The following is a 20,333-nucleotide window of genomic DNA, read 5'->3' on the forward strand; positions in this document are numbered from 1 at the left end:
GGTGCTACTTGCGGCCGGCGTTGATCAGCTCGGCGTGCTCCTGGAGCGACATCACCCCGACCTCGTCGCGCAGCAGCCGGTCGATGCCCTGGACGGCCGCGCCCATCGCCTGGACGGTGGTCAGGCAGGGCACCGCGCGGGCCACGGCCGCGGTGCGGATCTCGTAGCCGTCGAGGCGCCCGCCGGTGCCGTACGGCGTGTTGATGATGAGGTCGACCTCGCCGGCGTGGATCAGCTGGACGATGGTCCGCTCGCCGTTCGGGCCCTCGCCCTCGCTGTGCTTGCGCACCACGGTGGCGGGGATGCCGCCGCGCTGGAGCACCTCGGCGGTGCCGGCGGTGGCGAGCAGCTCGAAGCCGAGGCCGACCAGCGCGCGGGCCGGGAAGACCAGGTTGCGCTTGTCCCGGTTGGCGACGGAGACGAAGACCTTGCCCTTGGTCGGCAGCGCGCCGTAGGCGCCGGTCTGCGACTTGGCGTAGGCCGTGCCGAAGACCTTGTCGATGCCCATGACCTCACCGGTCGAGCGCATCTCCGGGCCGAGCACGGTGTCCACGCCGCGGCCGTGGACGTCGCGGAAGCGGCTCCACGGCATCACGGCCTCCTTGACCGCGATCGGCGCGTCGGCGGGCAGGGTGCCGCCGTCGCCCTCGGCCGGGAGCAGGCCCTCGGCGCGCAGCTCGGCGATGGTGGCGCCGAGCGAGATCCGGGCGGCGGCCTTGGCCAGCGGCACCGCGGTCGCCTTGGAGGTGAACGGGACGGTCCGGGAGGCGCGCGGGTTGGCCTCCAGGACGTAGAGGATGTCCCCGGCCATGGCGAACTGGATGTTGATCAGGCCGCGGACGCCGACACCGCGGGCGATGGCCTCGGTGGAGGTGCGCAGGCGCTTGATGTCGAAGCCGCCGAGGGTGATCGGGGGCAGCGCGCAGGCGGAGTCGCCGGAGTGGATGCCGGCCTCCTCGATGTGCTCCATGACGCCGCCGAGGTAGAGCTCGGTGCCGTCGTAGAGCGCGTCGACGTCGATCTCCACCGCGTCGTCCAGGAAGCGGTCGATGAGCACCGGGTGCTCGGAGATCAGACCGGCGTGCCGCTCCAGGTACGAGGCCAGCGAGGCCTCGTCGTAGACGATCTCCATGCCGCGGCCGCCGAGCACGTAGGACGGGCGGGCGAGCACGGGGTAGCCGATCTCGTCGGCGATCGCCTTGGCCTCCTCGAAGGAGAAGGCGGTGCCGTGCTTGGGGGCCGGCAGGCCGGCGTCGCGCAGGACGCGGCCGAAGGCGCCGCGCTCCTCGGCGAGGTCGATCGCCTCGGGCTGGGTGCCGACGATCGGCACGCCGTTGTCCTTGAGCGCCTGGGCCAGGCCCAGCGGGGTCTGGCCGCCGAGCTGGACGATCACACCGGCGAGCGGGCCGGCCTGCTGCTCGGCGTGGACGATCTCCAGCACGTCCTCCAGGGTGAGCGGCTCGAAGTAGAGCCGGTCGGAGGTGTCGTAGTCGGTGGAGACGGTCTCCGGGTTGCAGTTGACCATGACGGTCTCGTACCCGGCGTCGGCGAGCGCGAAGGAGGCGTGCACGCAGGAGTAGTCGAACTCGATGCCCTGGCCGATGCGGTTCGGGCCGGAGCCCAGGATGATCACGGCGGGCTTGGTGCGCGGGGCGACCTCGTTCTCCTCGTCGTAGGACGAGTAGAAGTACGGGGTCTTGGCGGCGAACTCGGCGGCGCAGGTGTCGACGGTCTTGAACACCGGGCGGATGCCGAGGGCGTGGCGCACCTCGCGGACGACGTCCGGCTTCAGGCCGCGGACCTCGCCGATCTGCTGGTCGGAGAAGCCGTGCCGCTTGGCGTGGCGCAGCAGCTCGGGGGTGAGCTCGGCGGCCTCGGCCAGCTCGCCGGCGATCTCGTCGAGCAGGAAGAGCTGGTCGACGAACCACGGGTCGATCTTGGTGGCCTCGAACACCTCCTCCGGGGTGGCGCCGGCCCGGATGGCCTCCATCACGGTGTTGATCCGGCCGTCGGTCGGCACGACCGCCTTGGCCAGCAGCTCCGCCTTGTCGCCGAGGGGGCCGGTCCAGGAGAACTGGGAGCCCTTCTTCTCCAGCGAGCGCAGCGCCTTCTGGAGCGCCTCGGGGAAGTTGCGGCCGAGGGCCATGGCCTCGCCGACGGACTTCATGGTGGTGGTCAGCGTGGCGTCGGCGCTCGGGAACTTCTCGAACGCGAACCGCGGCACCTTGACGACGACGTAGTCGAGGCTCGGCTCGAAGGAGGCCGGAGTCTCCTCGGTGATGTCGTTCGGGATCTCGTCCAGGGTGTAGCCGACGGCCAGCTTGGCGGCGATCTTGGCGATCGGGAAGCCGGTGGCCTTGGAGGCGAGCGCCGAGGAGCGGGAGACGCGCGGGTTCATCTCGATGACGATGACCCGGCCGTCGTCGGGGTTGACGGCGAACTGGATGTTGCAGCCGCCGGTGTCGACGCCGACCTCGCGGATGACGGCGATGCCGATGTCGCGCAGGATCTGGTACTCGCGGTCGGTGAGCGTCATCGCCGGGGCGACGGTGATCGAGTCACCGGTGTGCACGCCCATCGGGTCGAAGTTCTCGATGGAGCAGACGACCACGACGTTGTCGTTCTTGTCGCGCATCAGCTCCAGCTCGTACTCCTTCCAGCCGAGGATGGACTCCTCCAGGAGCACCTCGGTGGTCGGCGAGAGGGTCAGGCCCTGGCCGGCGATGCGGCGCAGGTCCTCCTCGTTGTGGGCGAAGCCGGAGCCGGCGCCGCCCATGGTGAAGGAGGGGCGCACGACGACCGGGTAGCCACCGAGCGTGTCGACGCCGGCCAGCACCTCGTCCATGGTGTGGCAGATGACCGAGCGGGCGGACTCGCCGTGGCCGATCTTGGCGTTGACGGCCTCGACGACGCCCTTGAAGAGGTCGCGGTCCTCGCCCTTGTTGATCGCCTCGACGTCGGCGCCGATCAGCTCGACGCCGTACTTCTCCAGCGTGCCGGCGCCGTGCAGCGAGATCGCGGTGTTGAGCGCGGTCTGGCCGCCCAGGGTCGGCAGCAGCGCGTCGGGGCGCTCCTTGGCGATGATCTTCTCGACGAACTCCGGGGTGATCGGCTCGACGTAGGTGGCGTCGGCGATCTCCGGGTCGGTCATGATCGTGGCCGGGTTGGAGTTGACCAGGATGACCCGCAGGCCCTCGGCCTTGAGGACCCGGCAGGCCTGCGTACCCGAGTAGTCGAACTCGGCGGCCTGGCCGATCACGATCGGGCCGGAGCCGATCACCAGGACGGACTTGATGTCGGTGCGCTTAGGCACGCTGGGCCTCCATGAGCTTCACGAAACGGTCGAAGAGGTAGGCCGCGTCGTGCGGGCCGGCAGCAGCTTCGGGGTGGTACTGCACGCTGAAGGCGGGGACGTCGAGTGCCTGGAGGCCCTCGACCACGTCGTCGTTGAGGCAGACGTGGGAGACCTCGACCCGCCCGTAGGGCGTGTCGCTCACCGTGTCCAGCGGGGCGTTCACGGCGAAGCCGTGGTTGTGGGCGGTCACCTCGACCTTGCCGGTGGTGCGGTCCTGCACCGGCTGGTTGATGCCGCGGTGGCCGTACTTGAGCTTGTAGGTGCCGAAGCCCAGGGCCCGGCCGAGGATCTGGTTGCCGAAGCAGATGCCGAAGAACGGCGTCCCGCGCTCCAGCACGCCCTGCGCGACGGCGACCTGGTGGTCGGCGGTGGCCGGGTCGCCCGGGCCGTTGGAGAAGAACACGCCGTCCGGCTGGACCGCGTAGAGGTCCTCCAGGGTGGAGTTGGCCGGCAGCACGTGCACCTCGATGCCGCGCTCGGCCATCCGGTGCGGGGTCATCCCCTTGATGCCGAGGTCCAGCGCGGCGACGGTGAAGCGCTTCTCGCCGATCGCGGGGACGACGTACGCCTCGGTGGTGGCCACCTCGGCGCACAGGTCGGCGCCCTTCATCTCGGGCGACTCCTGCACCCGGGTGAGCAGGGCGGCCGGGTCGGCCAGCGCCTCGCCGGAGAAGATGCCGCAGCGCATCGCGCCGCGCTCGCGCAGGTGGCGGGTCAGCGCGCGGGTGTCGATGCCGCTGATGCCGACGATGCCCTGGGCGACCAGTTCCTCGTCGAGCGAGCGGCGGGAGCGCCAGTTGGAGGCGACCCGGGCGGGGTCGCGCACGACGTAACCGGCGACCCAGATCTGCTTGGACTCGTCGTCCTCGTCGTTCCAGCCGGTGTTGCCGATCTGCGGGGCGGTCATCACGACCACCTGGCGGTGGTACGACGGGTCGGTGAGGGTCTCCTGGTAGCCGGACATGCCGGTGTTGAAGACCGCCTCGCCGAAGGTCTCGCCGATGGCGCCGTAGGCCTGGCCGCGGAAGGTCCGGCCGTCCTCCAGGACGAGCACGGCAGGCACTCGTTCCCGCCGTTGGCGCTGCGTGGTGGGGGCAGGTGCGGTCATTGCGCGGCCTCTTCCGTCTTCGTCTTCGTACGTGTTGCGAGCTGAGCGATCGCCTCGACCCAGGCGGCGTGCTCATCGGGGTGGTCGGCCCGGAAGCCGGAGTCCAGCTCTGTGCCCTCGTGCGTCCAGGTGACGACGAGCAGCCCGGAGGGGACGACCTTGCCGGCGATGCCGGAGTCCGTGCGGGCACCGGTCAGGTGCTCGGCCGGGATCCAGAAGTCGACGTCACCGGGGCGCTGCACCAGCAGACCGTCCTCGCCGAGGGTGAGGTCGGCGCGGCTGCGGGTGCCCAGGCCGTGGGCGACGACCCGGTCGAGCCAGTTCCCGGCGGTGGTCGTGCCGTGGTACCGGCCGCTGGTCTCCAGGATCGTGCGCCCGGCGCGGGTCGGCACGGCCGGCAGCGGCGGCATGCCGGACTGCAGGGTGCGCCGCCAGTTCCAGCCCTGGCGCATCAGCCAGTAGATGAGGCCGATCACGATCAGCAGCCCGACGGACCAGCCGATGTAGCCGGGCCAGTCGGTGACCTTCGCCTGCTCCTGGGCGAGCGCGGCGTGGTCCATCACCGGGTGCCGTCCTGCTCGACGAGCTCCCCGGCCAGCACCGTGGCGCGGCCCCGCAGGAAGGTGGCGTGCACCCGTCCGGGCAGGTCAAGGCCCTTGTAGGGGGTGTTGCGGCTACGGGTGGCGAAGCTGTCCGGGTTCACGGCTCCACGGTACGCGGGATCGAACAGGACCAGGTTGGCAGGCTCACCCACCGAGACCGGCCGGCCCTGGCCGGTGAGACGGCCGATCCGGGCCGGGCGGTGCGACATCCGGTCCGCGACGCCCTCCCAGTTCAGCAGGCCGGTGTCGACCATGGTCTGCTGCACGACCGACAGCGCGGTCTCCAGGCCGACCATGCCCATCGCGGCCACGGCCCACTCGCAGTCCTTGTCCTCGTCCGGGTGCGGCGCGTGGTCGGTGGCGACGGCGTCGATGGTGCCGTCGGCCAGCGCCGCGCGCAGCGCCTGGACGTCCTCGGCGGTGCGCAGCGGCGGGTTCACCTTGTACACCGGGTCGTAGGTGCGGACCAGCTCGTCGGTGAGCAGCAGGTGGTGCGGGGTCACCTCGGCGGTGACGTCCCAGCCCTTGGACTTGGCCCAGCGGACGATCTCGACCGAGCCGGCCGTGGAGAGGTGGCAGACGTGCAGCCGGGAGCCGACGTGCGCGGCGAGCAGCACGTCGCGGGCGATGATCGACTCCTCGGCGACGGCCGGCCAGCCGCCGAGCCCGAGCTCGCCGGAGACCTGGCCCTCGTTCATCTGGGCGCCCTCGGTGAGCCGGGGCTCCTGGGCGTGCTGGGCGACGACGCCGTCGAAGGCCTTGACGTACTCCAGGGCGCGGCGCATCAGCACCGCGTCGTCCACGCACTTGCCGTCGTCGGAGAAGACCCGGACGTCGGCGGCGGACTCGTGCATCGCGCCGAGCTCGGCGAGCTTCTTGCCCTCCAGGCCGACGGTGACGGCGCCGACCGGATGCACGTCGCAGTAGCCGGCCTCCTGGCCGAGCCGCCAGACCTGCTCGACCACGCCGGCGGTGTCGGCCACCGGGGTGGTGTTGGCCATCGCGTGGACGGCGGTGAAGCCGCCCATCGCGGCGGCCTGGGTGCCGGTGAGCACGGTCTCGGCGTCCTCGCGGCCGGGCTCGCGCAGGTGGGTGTGCAGGTCGACCAGGCCGGGCAGGGCGATCAGGCCGGTGGCGTCGATCTCGATGTCGGCCTCGACCGTCAGGCCGGTGCCGATCGCCTTGATCACGCCGTCGGCGAGGTGGAGGTCCTGCGGGTCGCCGCCCAGGATCTTGGCGTTGCGGATCAGGTAGCTCGTCACTGGGAGGTCTCCACGGAGTCGGTGCGGGAGGAGTCGGTGGGGGTGGGGGTGTCGGCGAAGACGGCGCCGCCGAGGAGCAGGTAGAGGACGGCCATCCGGACGGAGACGCCGTTGGCGACCTGCTCGATGGCGGTGCAGCGCGGCGAGTCGGCGACCTCGGCGGTGATCTCCATGCCGCGGACCATCGGGCCGGGGTGCATCACGATCGCCCGGTCCGGCAGCTGGGCCATCCGGCGGCCGTTCATGCCGTAGCGGCGGCTGTACTCGCGCTCGGTCGGGAAGAACGCGGCGTTCATCCGCTCGCGCTGCACCCGCAGCATCATCAGCGCGTCCGTCTTGGGCAGCACGGCGTCCAGGTCGTAGCTGATCTCGCAGGGCCAGTTCTCGACCCCGATCGGCAGCAGCGTCGGCGGGGCGACGAAGGTGACCTGCGCGCCCAGCGTGTTCAGCAGGTGGACGTTGGAGCGGGCGACCCGGCTGTGCAGGACGTCGCCGACGATGGTCACCCGACGCCCGGCGAGGTCGTTGCCGCTGCCGGGGTTGAGGTGACGGCGCATGGTGAAGGCGTCGAGCAGCGCCTGGGTGGGGTGCTCGTGGGTGCCGTCACCGGCGTTGATGACGCTGCCGTGCAGCCAGTCGGACTGGGCCAGGCGGGCCGGCGCGCCGGAGGCGTGGTGGCGGATGACCACCGCGTCGGCGCCCATCGCCTGGAGGGTCAGCGCGGTGTCCTTGAGGCTCTCCCCCTTGGAGACCGAGGAGCCCTTGGCGGAGAAGTTGATGACGTCGGCCGACAGGCGCTTCTCGGCGACCTCGAAGGAGGTCTTCGTCCGGGTGGAGTCCTCGAAGAAGAGGTTGACGACGGTGCGGCCGCGCAGCGTGGGCAGCTTCTTGACGGCCCGGCCGGAGAGCTGGGCCAGCTCCTCGGCGGTGTCCAGGATCAGCAGCGCGTCGTCGCGGCTGAGATCGGCGGCGGAGACGAGGTGGCGCTTCACGCGGGTCACTCCGGGAGGTGCGGTTCGGAAGGCTGGGAGGCCAGGGCCTGCGAGGAGCGGACGGCGAAGTCGCGGTCGCCGACCAGGACGGCGTCCACGCCGTCGCTGTCGGACAGGCGCACCTGCACGGCCTCGCGCAGCGAGGTGGGGAGGTTCTTGCCCACGTAGTCGGCGCGGATCGGCAGCTCGCGGTGGCCCCGGTCGACCAAGACGGCGAGCTGGACGGCGCGGGGGCGGCCGATGTCGTTCAGCGCGTCGAGCGCGGCGCGGATGGTGCGGCCGGAGAAGAGCACGTCGTCGACGAGGATGACGAGCTTGCCGTCGATGCCGCCGGGCGGGATCTCGGTGTGCTCCAGGGCGCGGGCGGGCTTCAGCCGCAGGTCGTCCCGGTACATGGTGATGTCCAGGGTGCCCAGCGGGATCTCGCGCCCGGTGATCTGGGCCAGCCGGCCGTGCAGGCGGCGGGCGAGGTGGACGCCCCTGGTGTGGATGCCGAGCAGCACGACGTCCTCCGCGCCCTTGGCGCGCTCGACGATCTCGTGCGCTATCCGGGTGACGACCCGGGCGATGTCCGCGCCGTCCAGCACCTGGTGCGGTGGCCGGGGCGTCGGTTCATGGTGTGTGGTCATGCCGAAGCGGACCTCCTTCCCCGCCTCACGGGACGGGTCTTAAAGGATGTCTGGGATGGCCCCCGCCGGCCGGGCGTGGGCTTCGGGTCATCCTACCAGCGCGCCGGATCGCAAACAGAAGTCCATCATTCCGCTTCCCGGGGTTAACACTCCGGACGCGCCGACGATGCGGGCCATTCGCACGACTGCCCCATTCGGCTTGACGCATCTACCTTACTCTACGTAACCTCACAGTGAGTTACGAGACGGACGTCGGACCCACCGGTAACGACGTCGGCAATCGCCCGTGACCCACCACTGAACGCGAAGCAATCTCGTCCGGGGAGATCAATGTCCAGCGACTACGCGAAGCAACTCGGAGGCAAGCTCCGAGCGATCCGCACCCAGCAGGGGCTCTCCCTGCACGGTGTCGAGGAGAAGTCCCAGGGGCGATGGAAGGCAGTCGTCGTCGGCTCGTACGAGCGTGGTGACCGTGCGGTCACCGTGCAGCGACTGGCCGAGCTGGCGGAGTTCTACGGCGTCCCGGTGCAGGAGCTGCTGCCCGGCGGCACCCCCGGCGGCGCGGCCGAGCCGCCGCCGCGCCTGGTCCTGGACCTGGAGAGACTGACCCAGGTCCCCTCCGAGAAGGCCGGCCCGCTGCAGCGCTACGCGGCGACCATCCAGAGCCAGCGCGGCGACTACAACGGCAAGGTGCTGTCGATCCGCCAGGACGACCTGCGCACCCTGGCCGTCATCTACGACCAGTCCCCGTCGATCCTCACCGAGCAGCTGATCTCCTGGGGCGTGCTGAACCCCGACGCGCGCCGTGCGGTGCGCGAGGAGGACGCGAGCTGAGGCTCACCGCACCGGCTCCCGCCAGCGGATCGAGGGACGACCCAGCACTCGTTTCCGTAGTGCTGGCAAGCAGAAACGTCACGGCGCGGCTCCCGGTCGGGGGCCGCGCCGCGGTGTTGTCGCACCGCGGCGGCGCGGCGCGGGCGTCAGCAGACCGTGCCCAGGCTGTAACCGGGCTGCGCGGCCACGCCGTCCAGCCGGACCGGCCGGTCGGCCGGCGCCCACTCCTGGCCGCCGCTCGACCAGGCCCAGGAGGCCGGCAGGTACTCCCCGCAGGTGGCCGCCGAGCCCTGTGAGCCGTGCAGCACCGCGACGCCCGGCAGCTCCAGGGCCAGTCCGGTGCAGAGCACCGCGCAGACCAGCTCCAGGTCCTCGTCGTTGATCCGGACAACGCCGTCCTCCCACTGGAGCACCCGCGCCGCGGCGGTCAGCGTCCCGCCGGGCGCGTCCACCCGCAGGCGCAGCTCGTACACGCCGGCGCCCGCGCCGACCAGCATCCGCCGGAACACCTCACCCCCGCGCTGGTAGGCGGCGCCCACCCAGGCGGCGTGCTCCTCGTCGGGCGCGCCCGCGCCCCCGTACAGGCCCCCGTCGAGCAGCAGGTCGGCGTGGCAGAGCGTCAGCCCGTTCTCCCGGGCGCGCGCCAGACGCGGCACGAAGTCCCCGGCCAGCTCCTCGCCCTGGTAGGACAGCAGTTGGGTCTGCAGGGCCGGGTTGACCAGGTAGCGGTCACGGGCGGCGGGCTCGGCCGGGTCCAGCCCGTGCAGCACGCAGAACTCCTCGAAGTCCTGCGGGTGGAACATCCGGGCCCGGACGGTGTCGAACCGCTCCAGCGCCTCGGCCAGCAGGTCGGCGGTGTCGGCCAGGTAGCGCTCGTGGTCGGGCGCGTCCGAGATCCCCCAGGCGCGGGCCCGGGCGAAGTCCGCCGCGCTGGTGAGCACTCCGATGACGAACGCCTGCTCGGCCCCCTCGGCCGGCCGCGGCCGGTGCGGAGCCCGCACCACGGGCCGCGAGCCGCCCGAGGTGCAGTCGGAGTTACGGCGGGCGCGCCCCTTTTGGCTCATCGATGGCTCCTGGCTTCGGCGGTCGGGTGAAGTTGACGGTCGGCGACGAGCTCGCCGCTGACCGTCTTCCTCCCCATCCGCGCGCGCCGCACACGTACGGCGTGTCACAGGAATGTAACCACCGGTAATACGGACCCCTCCGGGGCCTCGGGTCAGGCCGGCCGGGGCGCCCGGGCCAGCTGGCGGGACTGGGCGACCAGCCGGCCGGACTCGTCCCAGACCTCCGCGTCCTCCTCGAAGTAGCCGCCGGCCAGGTTGCGGGTCGCGTGGGTGACCCGAAGCCAGCCGGGTGCGGGCTTGGCGCGCAGGTGGACGGTCAGCTCGATGGTGGGGGCCCAGCCTGGCATGCCGAGGTCGAAGGTGACCGGCGGCAGCGCGTCGGCGACCAGCAGGAGCAGCAGCGGGTCGGGCTCGCGGCCGTCGGCGAGCCGGAACCAGCCCTGGATCCGCCCGTTGCCGGAGGGCTGTCCGAGCGCCCAGCCGACGGTGGCCGGGTCCAGCCGCAGGTCGAACCGCTCCAGCAGGGCGGCCTGGGCGATCAGCTCCTTGGGCGCGTGTTCGACGCCGATGCACTGGTCCGGCGGCGGCAGCTGCGGCGGCTGCGCGCTGGTGCGCACCTCGCCGTCGGCGGCGGCGAGGTCGCCGTGGCTGGCCACCACGCGCAGCCGCTCGACGCCGTCCTGGCTGAGCGAGGCGGTGCCGGTGGACAGGCCGCGGCCGGTGCGCAGCACCTCGGTGCGGACGGTGGCCGGGCCGGGGGTGGAGGCGGACAGGTAGTAACCGCTGATCGACACCGGGTCCGGGTGCGCCTCGTGCTCCAGCGACAGCGCGTGTCCGGCCACGGCGAGCAGCAGTCCGCCGTTCACCCCGCCGCCGATCTGCCAGCCGGCGCCGAGCTCGGCTTCGTAGCGGCCGGCCTCCTCGGGGTGCCTGGTCAGGGCGATGCCCTGGTCGAACTCGCTGCGGGTCGCCGTGGTCATGTGGCGGGACCTGCCCTTCACGCGTGGTTCCGGACGTCAAGTTACTGACAAGTAGGTCCACAGCCTACGCCGACCGGGGGAAACGCGGAACGGCCGCCGGACACCTGTTCGGGTCCGGCGGCCGTTCACGGGGCGCCTGTTACCGGCGGATGCCCGGCTTCAGCTCCAGGAAGCGGGCGAGCATGCCGTTGACGAAGGCCGGGGAGTCGTCCGTGGAGAACTCCTTGGCGATCTCGACGGACTCGTCCAGGACGACCGCGTCCGGGACGCCGTCCTCCCAGATCAGCTCGTACGCACCGAGCCGCAGGACGTTGCGGTCCACGATCGGCATCCGGTCGAGGGTCCAGCCCACGGCGTACTGCTCGATCAGGTCGTCGATGCGGCGGGCGTGCTGGACGTACCCCTCGATGAGCTCCATGGTGTACTCACCCACCTGCGGGGTGCCCTCGTCGGGCTTGGGCTCGCGGGCGCGGGCCACCCAGTCGGCGAGGACCTGCTGCGGGTCGACCCCGCGGTGGTCGGCCTCGAAGAGGATCTGGAAGGCCCTGGTGCGGGCCTTGCTGCGTGCGGCCGACACGGACTTACTTCACCCGGCCGAGGTAGCTGCCGTCGCGGGTGTCGACCTTGACCTTCTCGCCGGTGGTGACGAAGAGCGGGACCTGGATCTCGGCACCGGTCTCCAGGGTGGCCGGCTTGGTGCCACCGGTGGAGCGGTCGCCCTGGACGCCCGGCTCGGTGTTGGCGATGGTCAGCTCGACGGCGGCCGGGAGCTCGATGTACAGGACCGAGCCCTCGTTCTGCGCGACGAGGGCCTCGAAGCCCTCCAGCAGGTACTTGGCGGCGTCGCCGACGACCGACGGCTCGATGGTCAGCTGGTCGTAGGTGTCCATGTCCATGAACACGAAGTTCTCGCCGTCCTTGTACGAGAACTGCATGCCGCGCTTGTCGACGTTGGCGGTCTCGACCTTGGTGCCCGCGTTGAAGGTCTTGTCGACGACCTTGCCCGTCAGGACCTCCTTGAGCTTGGTACGCACGAAGGCCGGGCCCTTGCCGGGCTTGACGTGCTGGAACTCGACGACGGACCAGAGCTTGCCGCCCTCCAGCTTGAGGACCATGCCGTTCTTGAGATCGTTCGTGGAAGCCACGGGCGCACTTACTCCTGGATATAGCTGTCAAGGAACCAAGGGGTGCGTCCTGCCGCCCACGGCCCGGGGGCCGCGGTCACAGGGCGAGGAGCTCCTTGGTGGTGATGGTGAGCAGCTCGGGCCCGCCCTCTTCGAGGGGGCGCACGACGAGCGTGTCCTCGATCCGGACCCCGCCCTTGCCCGGGAGGTGGACCCCTGGGCCGACGGTGACCGGTACGCGGCTGTCCAGTTTACCCATGTCCGCCGGACCGAGTCGCGGGGCCTCCCGGATCTCCAGCCCGATGCCGTGGCCCACCGGGTGCGGGGAGGCCTCGGTGTGGCCGGCCGCCTCCAGGACCTGCCGGGCGGCCCGGTCGGGTACGCACTGCTCCACCCCTGGTCCGAGCGCCTCCCGCCCGGCCCGCTGGGCCCGGAAGACCAGCCGGTGCAGCTCCACCTGCCAGGGTGCGGGAGCGGCGCCGATCACGAAGGTGCGGGCGGTGGAGACGCCGTAGCCGCGGTACTGGGCGCCCATCACCACGGTCAGGAAGTCGCCCTCCTCCACCCGGCGGTCGGTCGGCTGGTGGGCGGCCTGGCCGGAGTGGCTGCCGGTGCCGACCGAGACCGGGAAGGCCGCCCGGTCGGCGCCGTGGTCGATCATCCGGCGCTCCAGCTCCATCGCCAGGTGCCGCTCGGTGCGGCCGACCAGGATCGACTCCAGCAGCTCGCCGAGCGCCTGGTCGGCGATCTCGGCGGCGATCCGCAGGTCGGCGATCTCGCGTTCGTCCTTGACCACCCGCAGCCGCTCCACGGTCCGGCCGAGGTCCACCAGCCGCGCCCCCTCGGTCAGGCCGCCGACCGCCCGGTGCCGGCTGACGGTCAGGTCGTGCTCCTCCACCGCCAGGCCCGCCACCCCCGAGCGCGCGGCGGCCGACGCGGCGGCCAGCGCGGTGTCCGACCCGCCCGCCACCGGCAGCCGGGTGACGTCCGGGGCGATCAGGTGCTCGCCGGTGTCGTCCGGCGGCAGGTCGTCCGGCAGCGCGAGCAGGGCCCGCTCTCTGGTCAGCAGCAGACTCGCCCCGCAGGGCGCGCAGCCCGTCAGGTACCGCACGTTCGCCGCACGGGTGATCAGCGCCGCGTCGGCCCCGGCCGCACTGCAGTGCTCCCTCACCCGCTCCCGCCGCCCCGCGTACGCATCCGCCATGCGTCGAGCCTACGAACCCCCGGCCCGAACCGCCCGCCGAGCGCCCCCGACAGAACCCCCGGTGCCCCTTGCGCGCCCCCGCGCGACCGCGCCGCGCACCCCGCTCCCCCACCCGCCGCGTCGTTCGGCGCCGATCCGGTGCCCGGGAACGGGCGGGCCGCGGGCGCCTCCCCGGGTTCGGGGCGGCGCCGCTCCACGTGCTCGGAGGCCGGCGGCCGCCCGGTCACGGACTGTCGGGCGTCCAGCGCTTCTCCACCCGGGCGAGCTTCCAGTACCCGATCGCGATCGCCCAGACGACCACGAACAGCCCGGCGATGGCGTAGCCGACGTTGTCCAGCGAGATGTCCGCGATGAACCCGGTGACCGGGTCGGTCAGGTCGAGCTTCTCGTGCAGCACCCCGACCAGCTCGATGGTGCCGATGATGAAGGCCACCGCGATCGACAGCCCGGTGATGGTCAGGTTGTAGTACACCTTCCGCACCGGGTTGGCGAAGGCCCACTGGTACGCGAAGTTCATGAACGTCCCGTCCAGGGTGTCGAACAGGCTCATCCCGGCCGCGAACAGCAGCGGCAGGCAGACGATCGCGTACCACGGCAGCCCGGAGGCCGCACCCGAGCCGGCCATCACCATCAGGGTGACCTCGGTCGCGGTGTCGAAGCCCAGGCCCAGCACCATGCCCACCGGGAACATCTGCCCCGGCCGGGTGATCGAACGGGTCGCCCGGTTCAGCACCCGGGCCATGAAGCCGCGCGAGTCGAGGTGCGCCTCCAGCTCCTTCTCGTCGAACCGCCCGGCCCGCATCGAGCGGAACACCTTGAGGATGCCGAGCAGCGCCGCCAGGTTGAGCGCGCCGATCAGGTAGAGGAAGGCACCGGAGGCCGTCGTGCCGACCACGCCCAGCCACTTGTGGGTGGCCGACTCGTCGTCCATCAGCGTGTTCGCCAGCTGCGCGCCGCCCGCCACCAGGGCGGCCATCAGCACCACCATCGAGGAGTGCCCGAGGGCGAACCAGAAGCCCACCGAGACCGGCCGCTTGCCGTCCGCCATCAGCTTGCGGGTGGTGTTGTCGATCACCGCGATGTGGTCGGCGTCGAAGGCGTGCCGCATGCCGAGGGTGTACGCGGTGATACCCAGGCCCACCCCGAAGACCTGGGTACCGACCGCGTACCGCTCGGGTGCGACCAGGAAGATCAGCGTGCCGAAGGCCACCACGTGCATGGCCACGATCACCGCCATCAGCCCGGCCGTACGGACGGTGTCCTCGCGCCGCCATCTGAAGGTGGGCAGCGCGGCGGGGCCGGGTCCGGTCCCGGCGGAAACGGTTTCGGGCAGGGTCATGCGGATCACGCTCCAGCACCTCGTGGAAAACCTCGTGAGCTGCCGTGGCCGGTCTCCTGGCTGACGGGAACACCCGCACCCGCCTTCCCAGGCGCACGAGGCGCCCAGTGGCTTCATGGGTGCGGACGACGCTCCTCCGTGGACGGAGGAGCGACCCGATCACAGTGGCGAGGGCCGCTCCGGGCTGGGACCCCTGAGGGTCCGTCACCGGTCTTCCCGAGCACCACGGCGGGGAACACCGTAGGGCCCCGCCCCGACCCATGCAAGGCTGCGCACCTGCGCAGGTGTCCAGGATCACAGGCCCCTGCCTGCGAGAATGTCCGCATGCATCTCGTACCGGAGGACCGCGCGGGCCACCGCACCATCGACGGACACCGGGTCTGCGAGGCCATCGCCGCGATCGGCGAGCCCGCGCACGTCCGGTCCTGGGCCGAGCGGTTCTCCCTGCTCGCGGACCCCGGCCGGCTCGCCCTGCTGCTCGCCCTCCATCGGGCCGGCCCGCTCGCCGTCAGCGATCTCGCCGTCGCCACCGGCATGCGCGACCCGGCCGTCTCCCAGGCCCTGCGGCTGCTCCGCACGGCCGGCGTGGTCACCGGCGACCGGGACGGACGAGTGGTGCGCTACCGGCTCGTGGACGAGGCCATGCGCCCCCTGCTCGACGAGTGCGCCGCCGCCGAGCACCACGAGCCCAGCGCGGCCGCGGGCTGACCCGCACTCGGAACCGCGCCGCGGCCCGACCGGATGAGTACGATCATGGTGTGCCGTCCCACCCCCACGCCTGGCCCGCCGACCGCTGGAACACCCGACCGGTCAGGGCCCGCGTGCTGGCGGTCGCCCGCACCCTCACCTCGGCCACCCGGGTCCTGGACGTCCTCACCCTGCTGAGCCCGGACGGCATCGAGCGCTACTTCACCGTCAACCCCGGCTCCGCCTTCGCCGACCGCGCCCTGGACGAGTACCTGCACGGCCTGTCCGGCTTCACCGTGCTGGACTGGGAAGACGCCGTCCGCCGCCGCTTCGACCTTGCCGTCGCCTGCGCCGTCCACTCCTCCATGCACCGCCTGGACGCCCGCCTCGTCGTCCTCCCGCACGGCGCCGGCTACAACCGCCTGGTCACCGAGTCCACCGGCGACACGGTCAGCGCCGCCGGCCTGTCCCGCAACGAACTCACCCACCGCGGAAGGGTGTTCGTCGACGTCCTGGGCCTCTCCCACCCCGAGCAGCTGGACCGGCTGCGGGACTCCTGCCCCGAGGCGCTGGACGTCGCCCAGGTCGTCGGCGACCCGTGCTTCGACCGGATGCTCGGCAGCCGGCGCTCCCGTGACGGCTACCGCGCCGCGCTCGGCGCCGTCGGCGGCCGACGGCTCGTCGTCGTCAGCTCCACCTGGAGCGAGCACTCGTTATTCGGCCGCCACCCCGACCTGCCCCAGCGGCTGGTCCGCCAACTGCCCGCCGACGAGTACACGGTGGCCGTCGTCCTGCACCCCAACGTGTGGAGCCGGCACGACCCCGAGGCGCTGCTCGCCGCCGCCTGCCGGATGGGCCTGCGCCTGATCCCACCCCACCAGGGCTGGCAGGCCGCACTCGTCGCCGCCGACTGCGTGATCGGCGACCACGGCTCGGTCACCGTCTACGGCGCCGCCCTGGACCACCGCACCCTGCTCGTCGCCACCGGCGCCGCCGAACTCGACCCGCGCTCCCCCAGCTACGCCTTCGGCCAGGCCGCGCCCGTCCTCGACCCCGACGGGGACCTCACCGCCCAGCTCGAACTGGCCCTGGCCCGGGACCCGGCCGACCTGAGCGGCATCACCGACCGGTCGCTCGCCCACCGCGGCGAGTCCGCCCGCCTGCTGCGCCCGCTGCTCTACTCCTTCCTGAAGGAGCTGGACGAACCCCGGGACGAACCGGCCCTGCCGCCCTACCCCAAGCCCGTCCCGCACCCCGCCGCCACCGAGGGGCCCACCGCGTACGACGTCGAGGGCCGGAGCGAGGGCACCGACGTCAGCCTCCGGCGCTACCCCTTCGACCCGGACGGCCACACCCCGCGCGGCTTCCACGCCCTCACCGACGACCACCCCGGCGACGCCCTGCGCTACACGGCCGAGGTCCTCGCCCGCACCGAGGTGCACGCCGAACTCCCCGCCGCCCGCTGGCTCGCCGACACCGCCGCCGAACTCCCCGGCCTGGCCGTCGCGGTGGCCGCCCTCGGCCCGGCCCGCCACCTGCTCCGGCTGCGCACCGGCCTGCTGCTGGAAGCCCGCGCCGAACCGGACTGGAACCGCCCCGACCCGGCGATCGACCCGCTGCTGCTCGGCTCGGCCGTGGCCTGCTGGCTCGCCGAGGGCGGCGCCCCGGCCGCCCTCCCCGAGCACGGGCTCACCGTCCGCACCGGCGAGCACCGCACCCGGGTGTCGTTCCGCACCGGGCCCTGAAGCGCGTCTAGCCCTGCAGCTCCCGCAGCCGCGCGCGGCTGCGCTCGGCCAGTTCCTCGTCGCCCCGCTCCTCGGCGAGGGAGGCGAGCAGGGTGTGGGCCTGCGCCTCCTTCGCGTACTGGCTCCGGTGCCTGGCCTGCCGGGCGCAGTCCTGGGCCTGGGCGAGGGCGAGGTCCAGCTGCCCCAGGGCCCGGTGGGCCCGGGCCCGGACCAGCGGCAGCTTCATCAACATGTCGGCGTCCTGCGTCCGCTCGGCCTGGTCAGTGGCCCCGGCCAGCACGGTCAGCGCCTCCTCCGCGCGCCCGTCCGCGATCAGCGCCTGCGCCAGGTGGTAGCTCTGGACGATCTCGCCGTGCTCGTCGCCCCGGTTCTCCGCGAGGGCCAGGGTGAACCGCTCCACCGCGTCGCCGGGACGGCCGTCGGCCAGGCAGAGCAGACCGTCCGTCTCGTACAGCACCCCCAGCACCTGCCGGTCGGCCACCAGCGGCACCTGCTCCGTGGCGAGCGCCAACTGCTCGGCGGCGAGCCGGAATTCCTTCCGCTCGTAGTGGGCCCGGGCCAGCTGGTTGCGCATCCGGACCACGGCGGCGGGCTGGTTGTCCCACTGCGCCGACTCGACGCCGATCCGGTGGGTGGCGATCCAGTCCTGGTAGAGCTTGCGGTCGTGGTACAGCAGCCAGAGCGACTCGCAGAGCCGCCACACCTCGCCGTGCCACCCCTGCTCGGCCGCCGACTCCACCACCGCGCGGAAGTTGGCGCGCTCGGCGTACAGCCACCCCAGCGCGGCGGTGTCGGAGGGGAAGCGGGGCAGCTCGTCACCGCTCGGGTCCTGGAGGCGGAGCCGTCTCGCGGCCATCGCACGGTCGGCGACCGACGCCCGGCCCCGGTAGTACGCCACGACAGCGGCGAGGAGGGCCCCGCGGTCGGGCAGCTCCTGGGTCCGGCCGTAGGCGTGCAGCCGCACCACGTCGTGGGCCCGGTAGCGGTTCTCACCCTCGTCCTCGTCCACCACCTCGTCCAGCAAGTGGACGTCACGCAGTTCCGCGATCGCCCGCTCGGCCCGCTCGACGCCGACCGCGCGCGCCAGTTCGGCGGACACGAAGGGGCCGGGGTGTACGCCGATCAGGTGATAGAGCGCCCGGCCCCGCGCCGACAGCCGCTCGTAGACCAGGTCGTAGGTCGCGCCGAGATCGCTCTCCTCGTCCTCCAGCATCGCCAACCCGCCTTCCCGGTCCTGCAGTTCGGCCACCACCCGGCCGACCGGCAGGCTGTCCCGGTCCAGCAGTTGGCTCCCGACCGCGTTCAGCGCGAGCGGCAGCCCGCCGCACAGTTCGACCAGCTCCGCCAGTTCCCCGTCGGTGCCCCGCCCGGAGCCCACCCAGCCGCGCACCAGTTCGGCGCCCGCCGTCGCGCTCAGCGGCCCGAGCCGGCGCACCTCGGCACCGTCCGTCCGCAGCGCGGGCAACCGCCGCCGGCTCGCGACCACCACCAGTCCACTGGACGGGAGCAGCGCGCGGACCTCCGCGGCGTGCTCGACGTTGTCCAGGAAGAACAGGCACCGGCGCTCGGCGGTGGCGGTGCGGAACGCCGTGAACCGCTCGGCCTCCACGACCGGGGGCTCGGTGCCGAGGGCGCGCAGGAAGCCGGCCAGCAACTCGGGCAGGTCCACCCCGCCGTGGTGCCGGTAGGCCTTCAGGTCGGCGTAGAGGTCCCCGTCCGGGAAGTGCTCCCGGTGGTCCCTGGCGAACTTGGCGATCAGCTCGGTCTTGCCGACCCCGCCGAGGCCGGTGAACACCACGACCCCGAGCCCGTCCTCCTCGACCCGACCCAAAGCCCGGGTCAGCGCGGCGAGTTCCGGCTCCCGGTTGACGAAGGGACCGCGTGGCGGGCGGATCTGACGCGGCCTCGGCAGCGGCTCCCGATCGTGGAAGTGCACCGATCCGATGGTCCCGGCCTGCACCACGTGGCCGCCCACCGTGGCACCCGACACGGTGTTGGACACCTCGCGCCGCTCCATCCGCCTGCTCCCTCCGACCGGCCGGGCCCCAGCCTACGGGCTGGGCACCCGACCGGAGGGAGCTTCAGGTCACCGGGGGGTGATCTCGCCCATCTCCGCCCAGCCGTCCATGCCGGGGATCTCGGTCGAGACGATCCGCGGCTTGGCGGCCACCGCGTACGACAGCTCCTCCATGGCCTTGGTGAAGTGCGCCGACTCCACGTGCGCCTTGCCCGCGTCGCCGTCGCGGAACGCCTCGACCAGGACGAACTCGTTGGGGTCGTCGACGCTGCGGGACCACTCGAAGAAGAGGTTGCCGGGCTCCTGGCGGGTGGCCTGGGTGAACTCGTCGACCAGGCTCAGCCAGTCGTCGGCGCGCTCCGGGCGGACCGGGAATTTGACCGTAATGAAGATCATGGGACTTCCTTTCGTTCCACGTTCACACGTGGCCGTACGGACAGGGGCACGCGTCACGGCGCGCGCGCCACCCATCGTCGCAGGTCAGCGGCGCTGCCTACGACACGGGGCGGCACGCGTCACGGGGCAGCGAGCGTCACAGGGCGGCGGCGCGCGTCCCGGCCGGTTCCGCTCACGCCGCCTGGCAGGTCGGGCACCAGAACAGGTTGCGGGCGGCGTGCTCCTCCGTCCGCACGTCGGTGCCGCAGACCAGGCAGGGCATGGCGGCCCGCCGGTAGACGTACACCTCGCCACCGTGGTCGTCCACCCGGGGCGCGCGGCCCATCACCTCGGGGGTGTGCTCGGGGCGGACGGTGTCGATCCGCCCGGCGGTCGCGCCCTCCCGCATCAGGGCGACCAGGTCGGCCCAGACCGCGTCCCACTCCCGGCGGGTGATCTCGCGCCCGGCCCGGTGCGGGGCGATGCCGTGGCGGAACAGCACCTCGGCCCGGTAGACGTTGCCCACTCCGGCCAGCACCTTCTGGTCCATCAGCAGCGCGGCGACGGTCGTGCGGCTGCCCGATATCCGGCGCCAGGCGGCCTCCGGGTCGGCGTCGGCGCGCAGCGGGTCGGGGCCCAGCCGGGCGGCGACGGCGGCCTTCTGCTCCTCGGTGACGAGCGCGCAGGTGTTGGGACCGCGCAGGTCGGCGTAGCCGTCCTCGTTCTCCAGCCGCAGCCGGACCAGCCCGACCGGCTCGGGCGCCGGGCCGGTGCCGAAGGTGAAGCCGCCGTAGAGGCCGAGGTGGACGTGCACCCAGGCACCCTCCTCGAAGCCGAGGAAGAGGTGCTTGCCGGTGGCCTCCGTCGCGGTGAGCAGCTGCCCGTCGATCACCTTGGCCTCGTCGGCGAACCGGCCCTGGGGGCTGGAGACCCGCACCGGGCGGCCGCCGAAGGCCTTCCGGTTCTCGGCGGCCAGGCGGTGGATGATGTGGCCTTCGGGCACGGGCGTCAGCTCC

General features: G+C 72.5%; 18 protein-coding genes and 1 riboswitch. Of the genes, 3 read left to right on the top strand and 15 right to left on the bottom strand.

Annotated features, from left to right (window positions below; genetic code table 11):
* Positions 1-4: 4 nt before the first annotated feature.
* From carB to pyrR, 6 genes are read right to left on the bottom strand one after another with little or no spacing between them, the layout of a single operon-like run.
* The gene (gene carB / locus ACZ5OX_RS00525) at positions 5-3,313 is read right to left on the bottom strand and encodes a carbamoyl-phosphate synthase large subunit (RefSeq protein ID WP_465627854.1); all 3,309 of its coding nucleotides are present in this window, start codon (positions 3,311-3,313) and stop codon (positions 5-7) included.
* Positions 3,306-4,463, bottom strand: coding sequence for a glutamine-hydrolyzing carbamoyl-phosphate synthase small subunit (gene carA / locus ACZ5OX_RS00530; protein ID WP_449789463.1), 1,158 nt, complete (start codon positions 4,461-4,463; stop codon positions 3,306-3,308). Before carA ends, carB begins: the two co-directional genes overlap by 8 nt.
* The gene (locus ACZ5OX_RS00535; protein WP_465628862.1) at positions 4,460-5,023 is read right to left on the bottom strand and encodes a PH-like domain-containing protein; all 564 of its coding nucleotides are present in this window, start codon (positions 5,021-5,023) and stop codon (positions 4,460-4,462) included. Before ACZ5OX_RS00535 ends, carA begins: the two co-directional genes overlap by 4 nt.
* Complete coding sequence (locus ACZ5OX_RS00540; RefSeq protein WP_465627856.1) at positions 5,023-6,327, bottom strand: dihydroorotase; 1,305 nt, start codon at positions 6,325-6,327, stop codon at positions 5,023-5,025. Before ACZ5OX_RS00540 ends, ACZ5OX_RS00535 begins: the two co-directional genes overlap by 1 nt.
* Positions 6,324-7,319 carry an aspartate carbamoyltransferase catalytic subunit gene (locus ACZ5OX_RS00545; RefSeq protein WP_392874788.1) on the bottom strand — a complete coding sequence of 332 codons (996 nt, stop codon included), beginning with the start codon at positions 7,317-7,319 and terminating at the stop codon, positions 6,324-6,326. Before ACZ5OX_RS00545 ends, ACZ5OX_RS00540 begins: the two co-directional genes overlap by 4 nt.
* A gap of 5 nt (positions 7,320-7,324) precedes the next feature.
* On the bottom strand, positions 7,325-7,948 hold the full coding sequence (pyrR, locus tag ACZ5OX_RS00550) for a bifunctional pyr operon transcriptional regulator/uracil phosphoribosyltransferase PyrR (RefSeq protein ID WP_449789465.1): 624 nt from the start codon (positions 7,946-7,948) through the stop codon (positions 7,325-7,327).
* 330 nt (positions 7,949-8,278) lie between these two features.
* Here pyrR and bldD point away from each other — a divergent pair, with 330 nt between their 5' ends.
* Positions 8,279-8,782, top strand: a complete 504-nt coding sequence (bldD, locus tag ACZ5OX_RS00555; RefSeq protein WP_030056198.1) for a transcriptional regulator BldD — start codon at positions 8,279-8,281, stop codon at positions 8,780-8,782.
* Between the two features lie 146 nt (positions 8,783-8,928).
* Here the strand turns inward: bldD and ACZ5OX_RS00560 are convergent, their stop codons facing one another.
* From ACZ5OX_RS00560 to nicT, 6 genes are all read right to left on the bottom strand, one after another.
* On the bottom strand, positions 8,929-9,846 hold the full coding sequence (locus ACZ5OX_RS00560) for a hypothetical protein (RefSeq protein ID WP_465627858.1): 918 nt from the start codon (positions 9,844-9,846) through the stop codon (positions 8,929-8,931).
* A gap of 152 nt (positions 9,847-9,998) precedes the next feature.
* A complete protein-coding gene (locus ACZ5OX_RS00565) occupies positions 9,999-10,826 on the bottom strand; it encodes a thioesterase family protein (protein ID WP_449789467.1) in 828 nt (275 codons plus the stop codon).
* 139 nt (positions 10,827-10,965) lie between these two features.
* Positions 10,966-11,403 (bottom strand): transcription antitermination factor NusB, encoded by a 438-nt coding sequence (gene nusB / locus ACZ5OX_RS00570; RefSeq protein ID WP_402406573.1) that lies wholly within the window; start codon positions 11,401-11,403, stop codon positions 10,966-10,968.
* Positions 11,404-11,407: 4 nt separating this feature from the next.
* On the bottom strand, positions 11,408-11,971 hold the full coding sequence (gene efp, locus ACZ5OX_RS00575) for an elongation factor P (protein ID WP_449789468.1): 564 nt from the start codon (positions 11,969-11,971) through the stop codon (positions 11,408-11,410).
* A 76-nt stretch (positions 11,972-12,047) separates the two neighbouring features.
* Positions 12,048-13,154, bottom strand: a complete 1,107-nt coding sequence (locus ACZ5OX_RS00580; protein ID WP_465627860.1) for a M24 family metallopeptidase — start codon at positions 13,152-13,154, stop codon at positions 12,048-12,050.
* A gap of 223 nt (positions 13,155-13,377) precedes the next feature.
* Complete coding sequence (gene nicT / locus ACZ5OX_RS00585) at positions 13,378-14,493, bottom strand: Nickel transporter NicT (protein WP_465627862.1); 1,116 nt, start codon at positions 14,491-14,493, stop codon at positions 13,378-13,380.
* Positions 14,494-14,522: 29 nt separating this feature from the next.
* A riboswitch (cobalamin riboswitch) is annotated at positions 14,523-14,736 on the bottom strand.
* A gap of 81 nt (positions 14,737-14,817) precedes the next feature.
* Between nicT and ACZ5OX_RS00590 the strand changes: the two genes are divergently transcribed.
* On the top strand, positions 14,818-15,201 hold the full coding sequence (locus tag ACZ5OX_RS00590) for an ArsR/SmtB family transcription factor (protein WP_449789471.1): 384 nt from the start codon (positions 14,818-14,820) through the stop codon (positions 15,199-15,201).
* A gap of 50 nt (positions 15,202-15,251) precedes the next feature.
* Complete coding sequence (locus ACZ5OX_RS00595) at positions 15,252-16,925, top strand: hypothetical protein (RefSeq protein ID WP_465627864.1); 1,674 nt, start codon at positions 15,252-15,254, stop codon at positions 16,923-16,925.
* Between the two features lie 7 nt (positions 16,926-16,932).
* On the opposite strand, the gene ACZ5OX_RS00600 is transcribed toward ACZ5OX_RS00595, so the two are convergent.
* The 3 genes from ACZ5OX_RS00600 to ACZ5OX_RS00610 form a co-directional block, all read right to left on the bottom strand.
* Complete coding sequence (locus tag ACZ5OX_RS00600) at positions 16,933-18,942, bottom strand: AAA family ATPase (RefSeq protein WP_465627866.1); 2,010 nt, start codon at positions 18,940-18,942, stop codon at positions 16,933-16,935.
* Positions 18,943-19,011: 69 nt separating this feature from the next.
* Positions 19,012-19,338, bottom strand: coding sequence for a putative quinol monooxygenase (locus tag ACZ5OX_RS00605; protein ID WP_392874757.1), 327 nt, complete (start codon positions 19,336-19,338; stop codon positions 19,012-19,014).
* 172 nt (positions 19,339-19,510) lie between these two features.
* On the bottom strand, positions 19,511-20,320 hold the full coding sequence (locus ACZ5OX_RS00610) for an Fpg/Nei family DNA glycosylase (protein ID WP_465627868.1): 810 nt from the start codon (positions 20,318-20,320) through the stop codon (positions 19,511-19,513).
* Positions 20,321-20,333 lie beyond the last annotated feature (13 nt).

It is taken from the genome of Kitasatospora sp. NPDC032121, assembly GCF_055580145.1.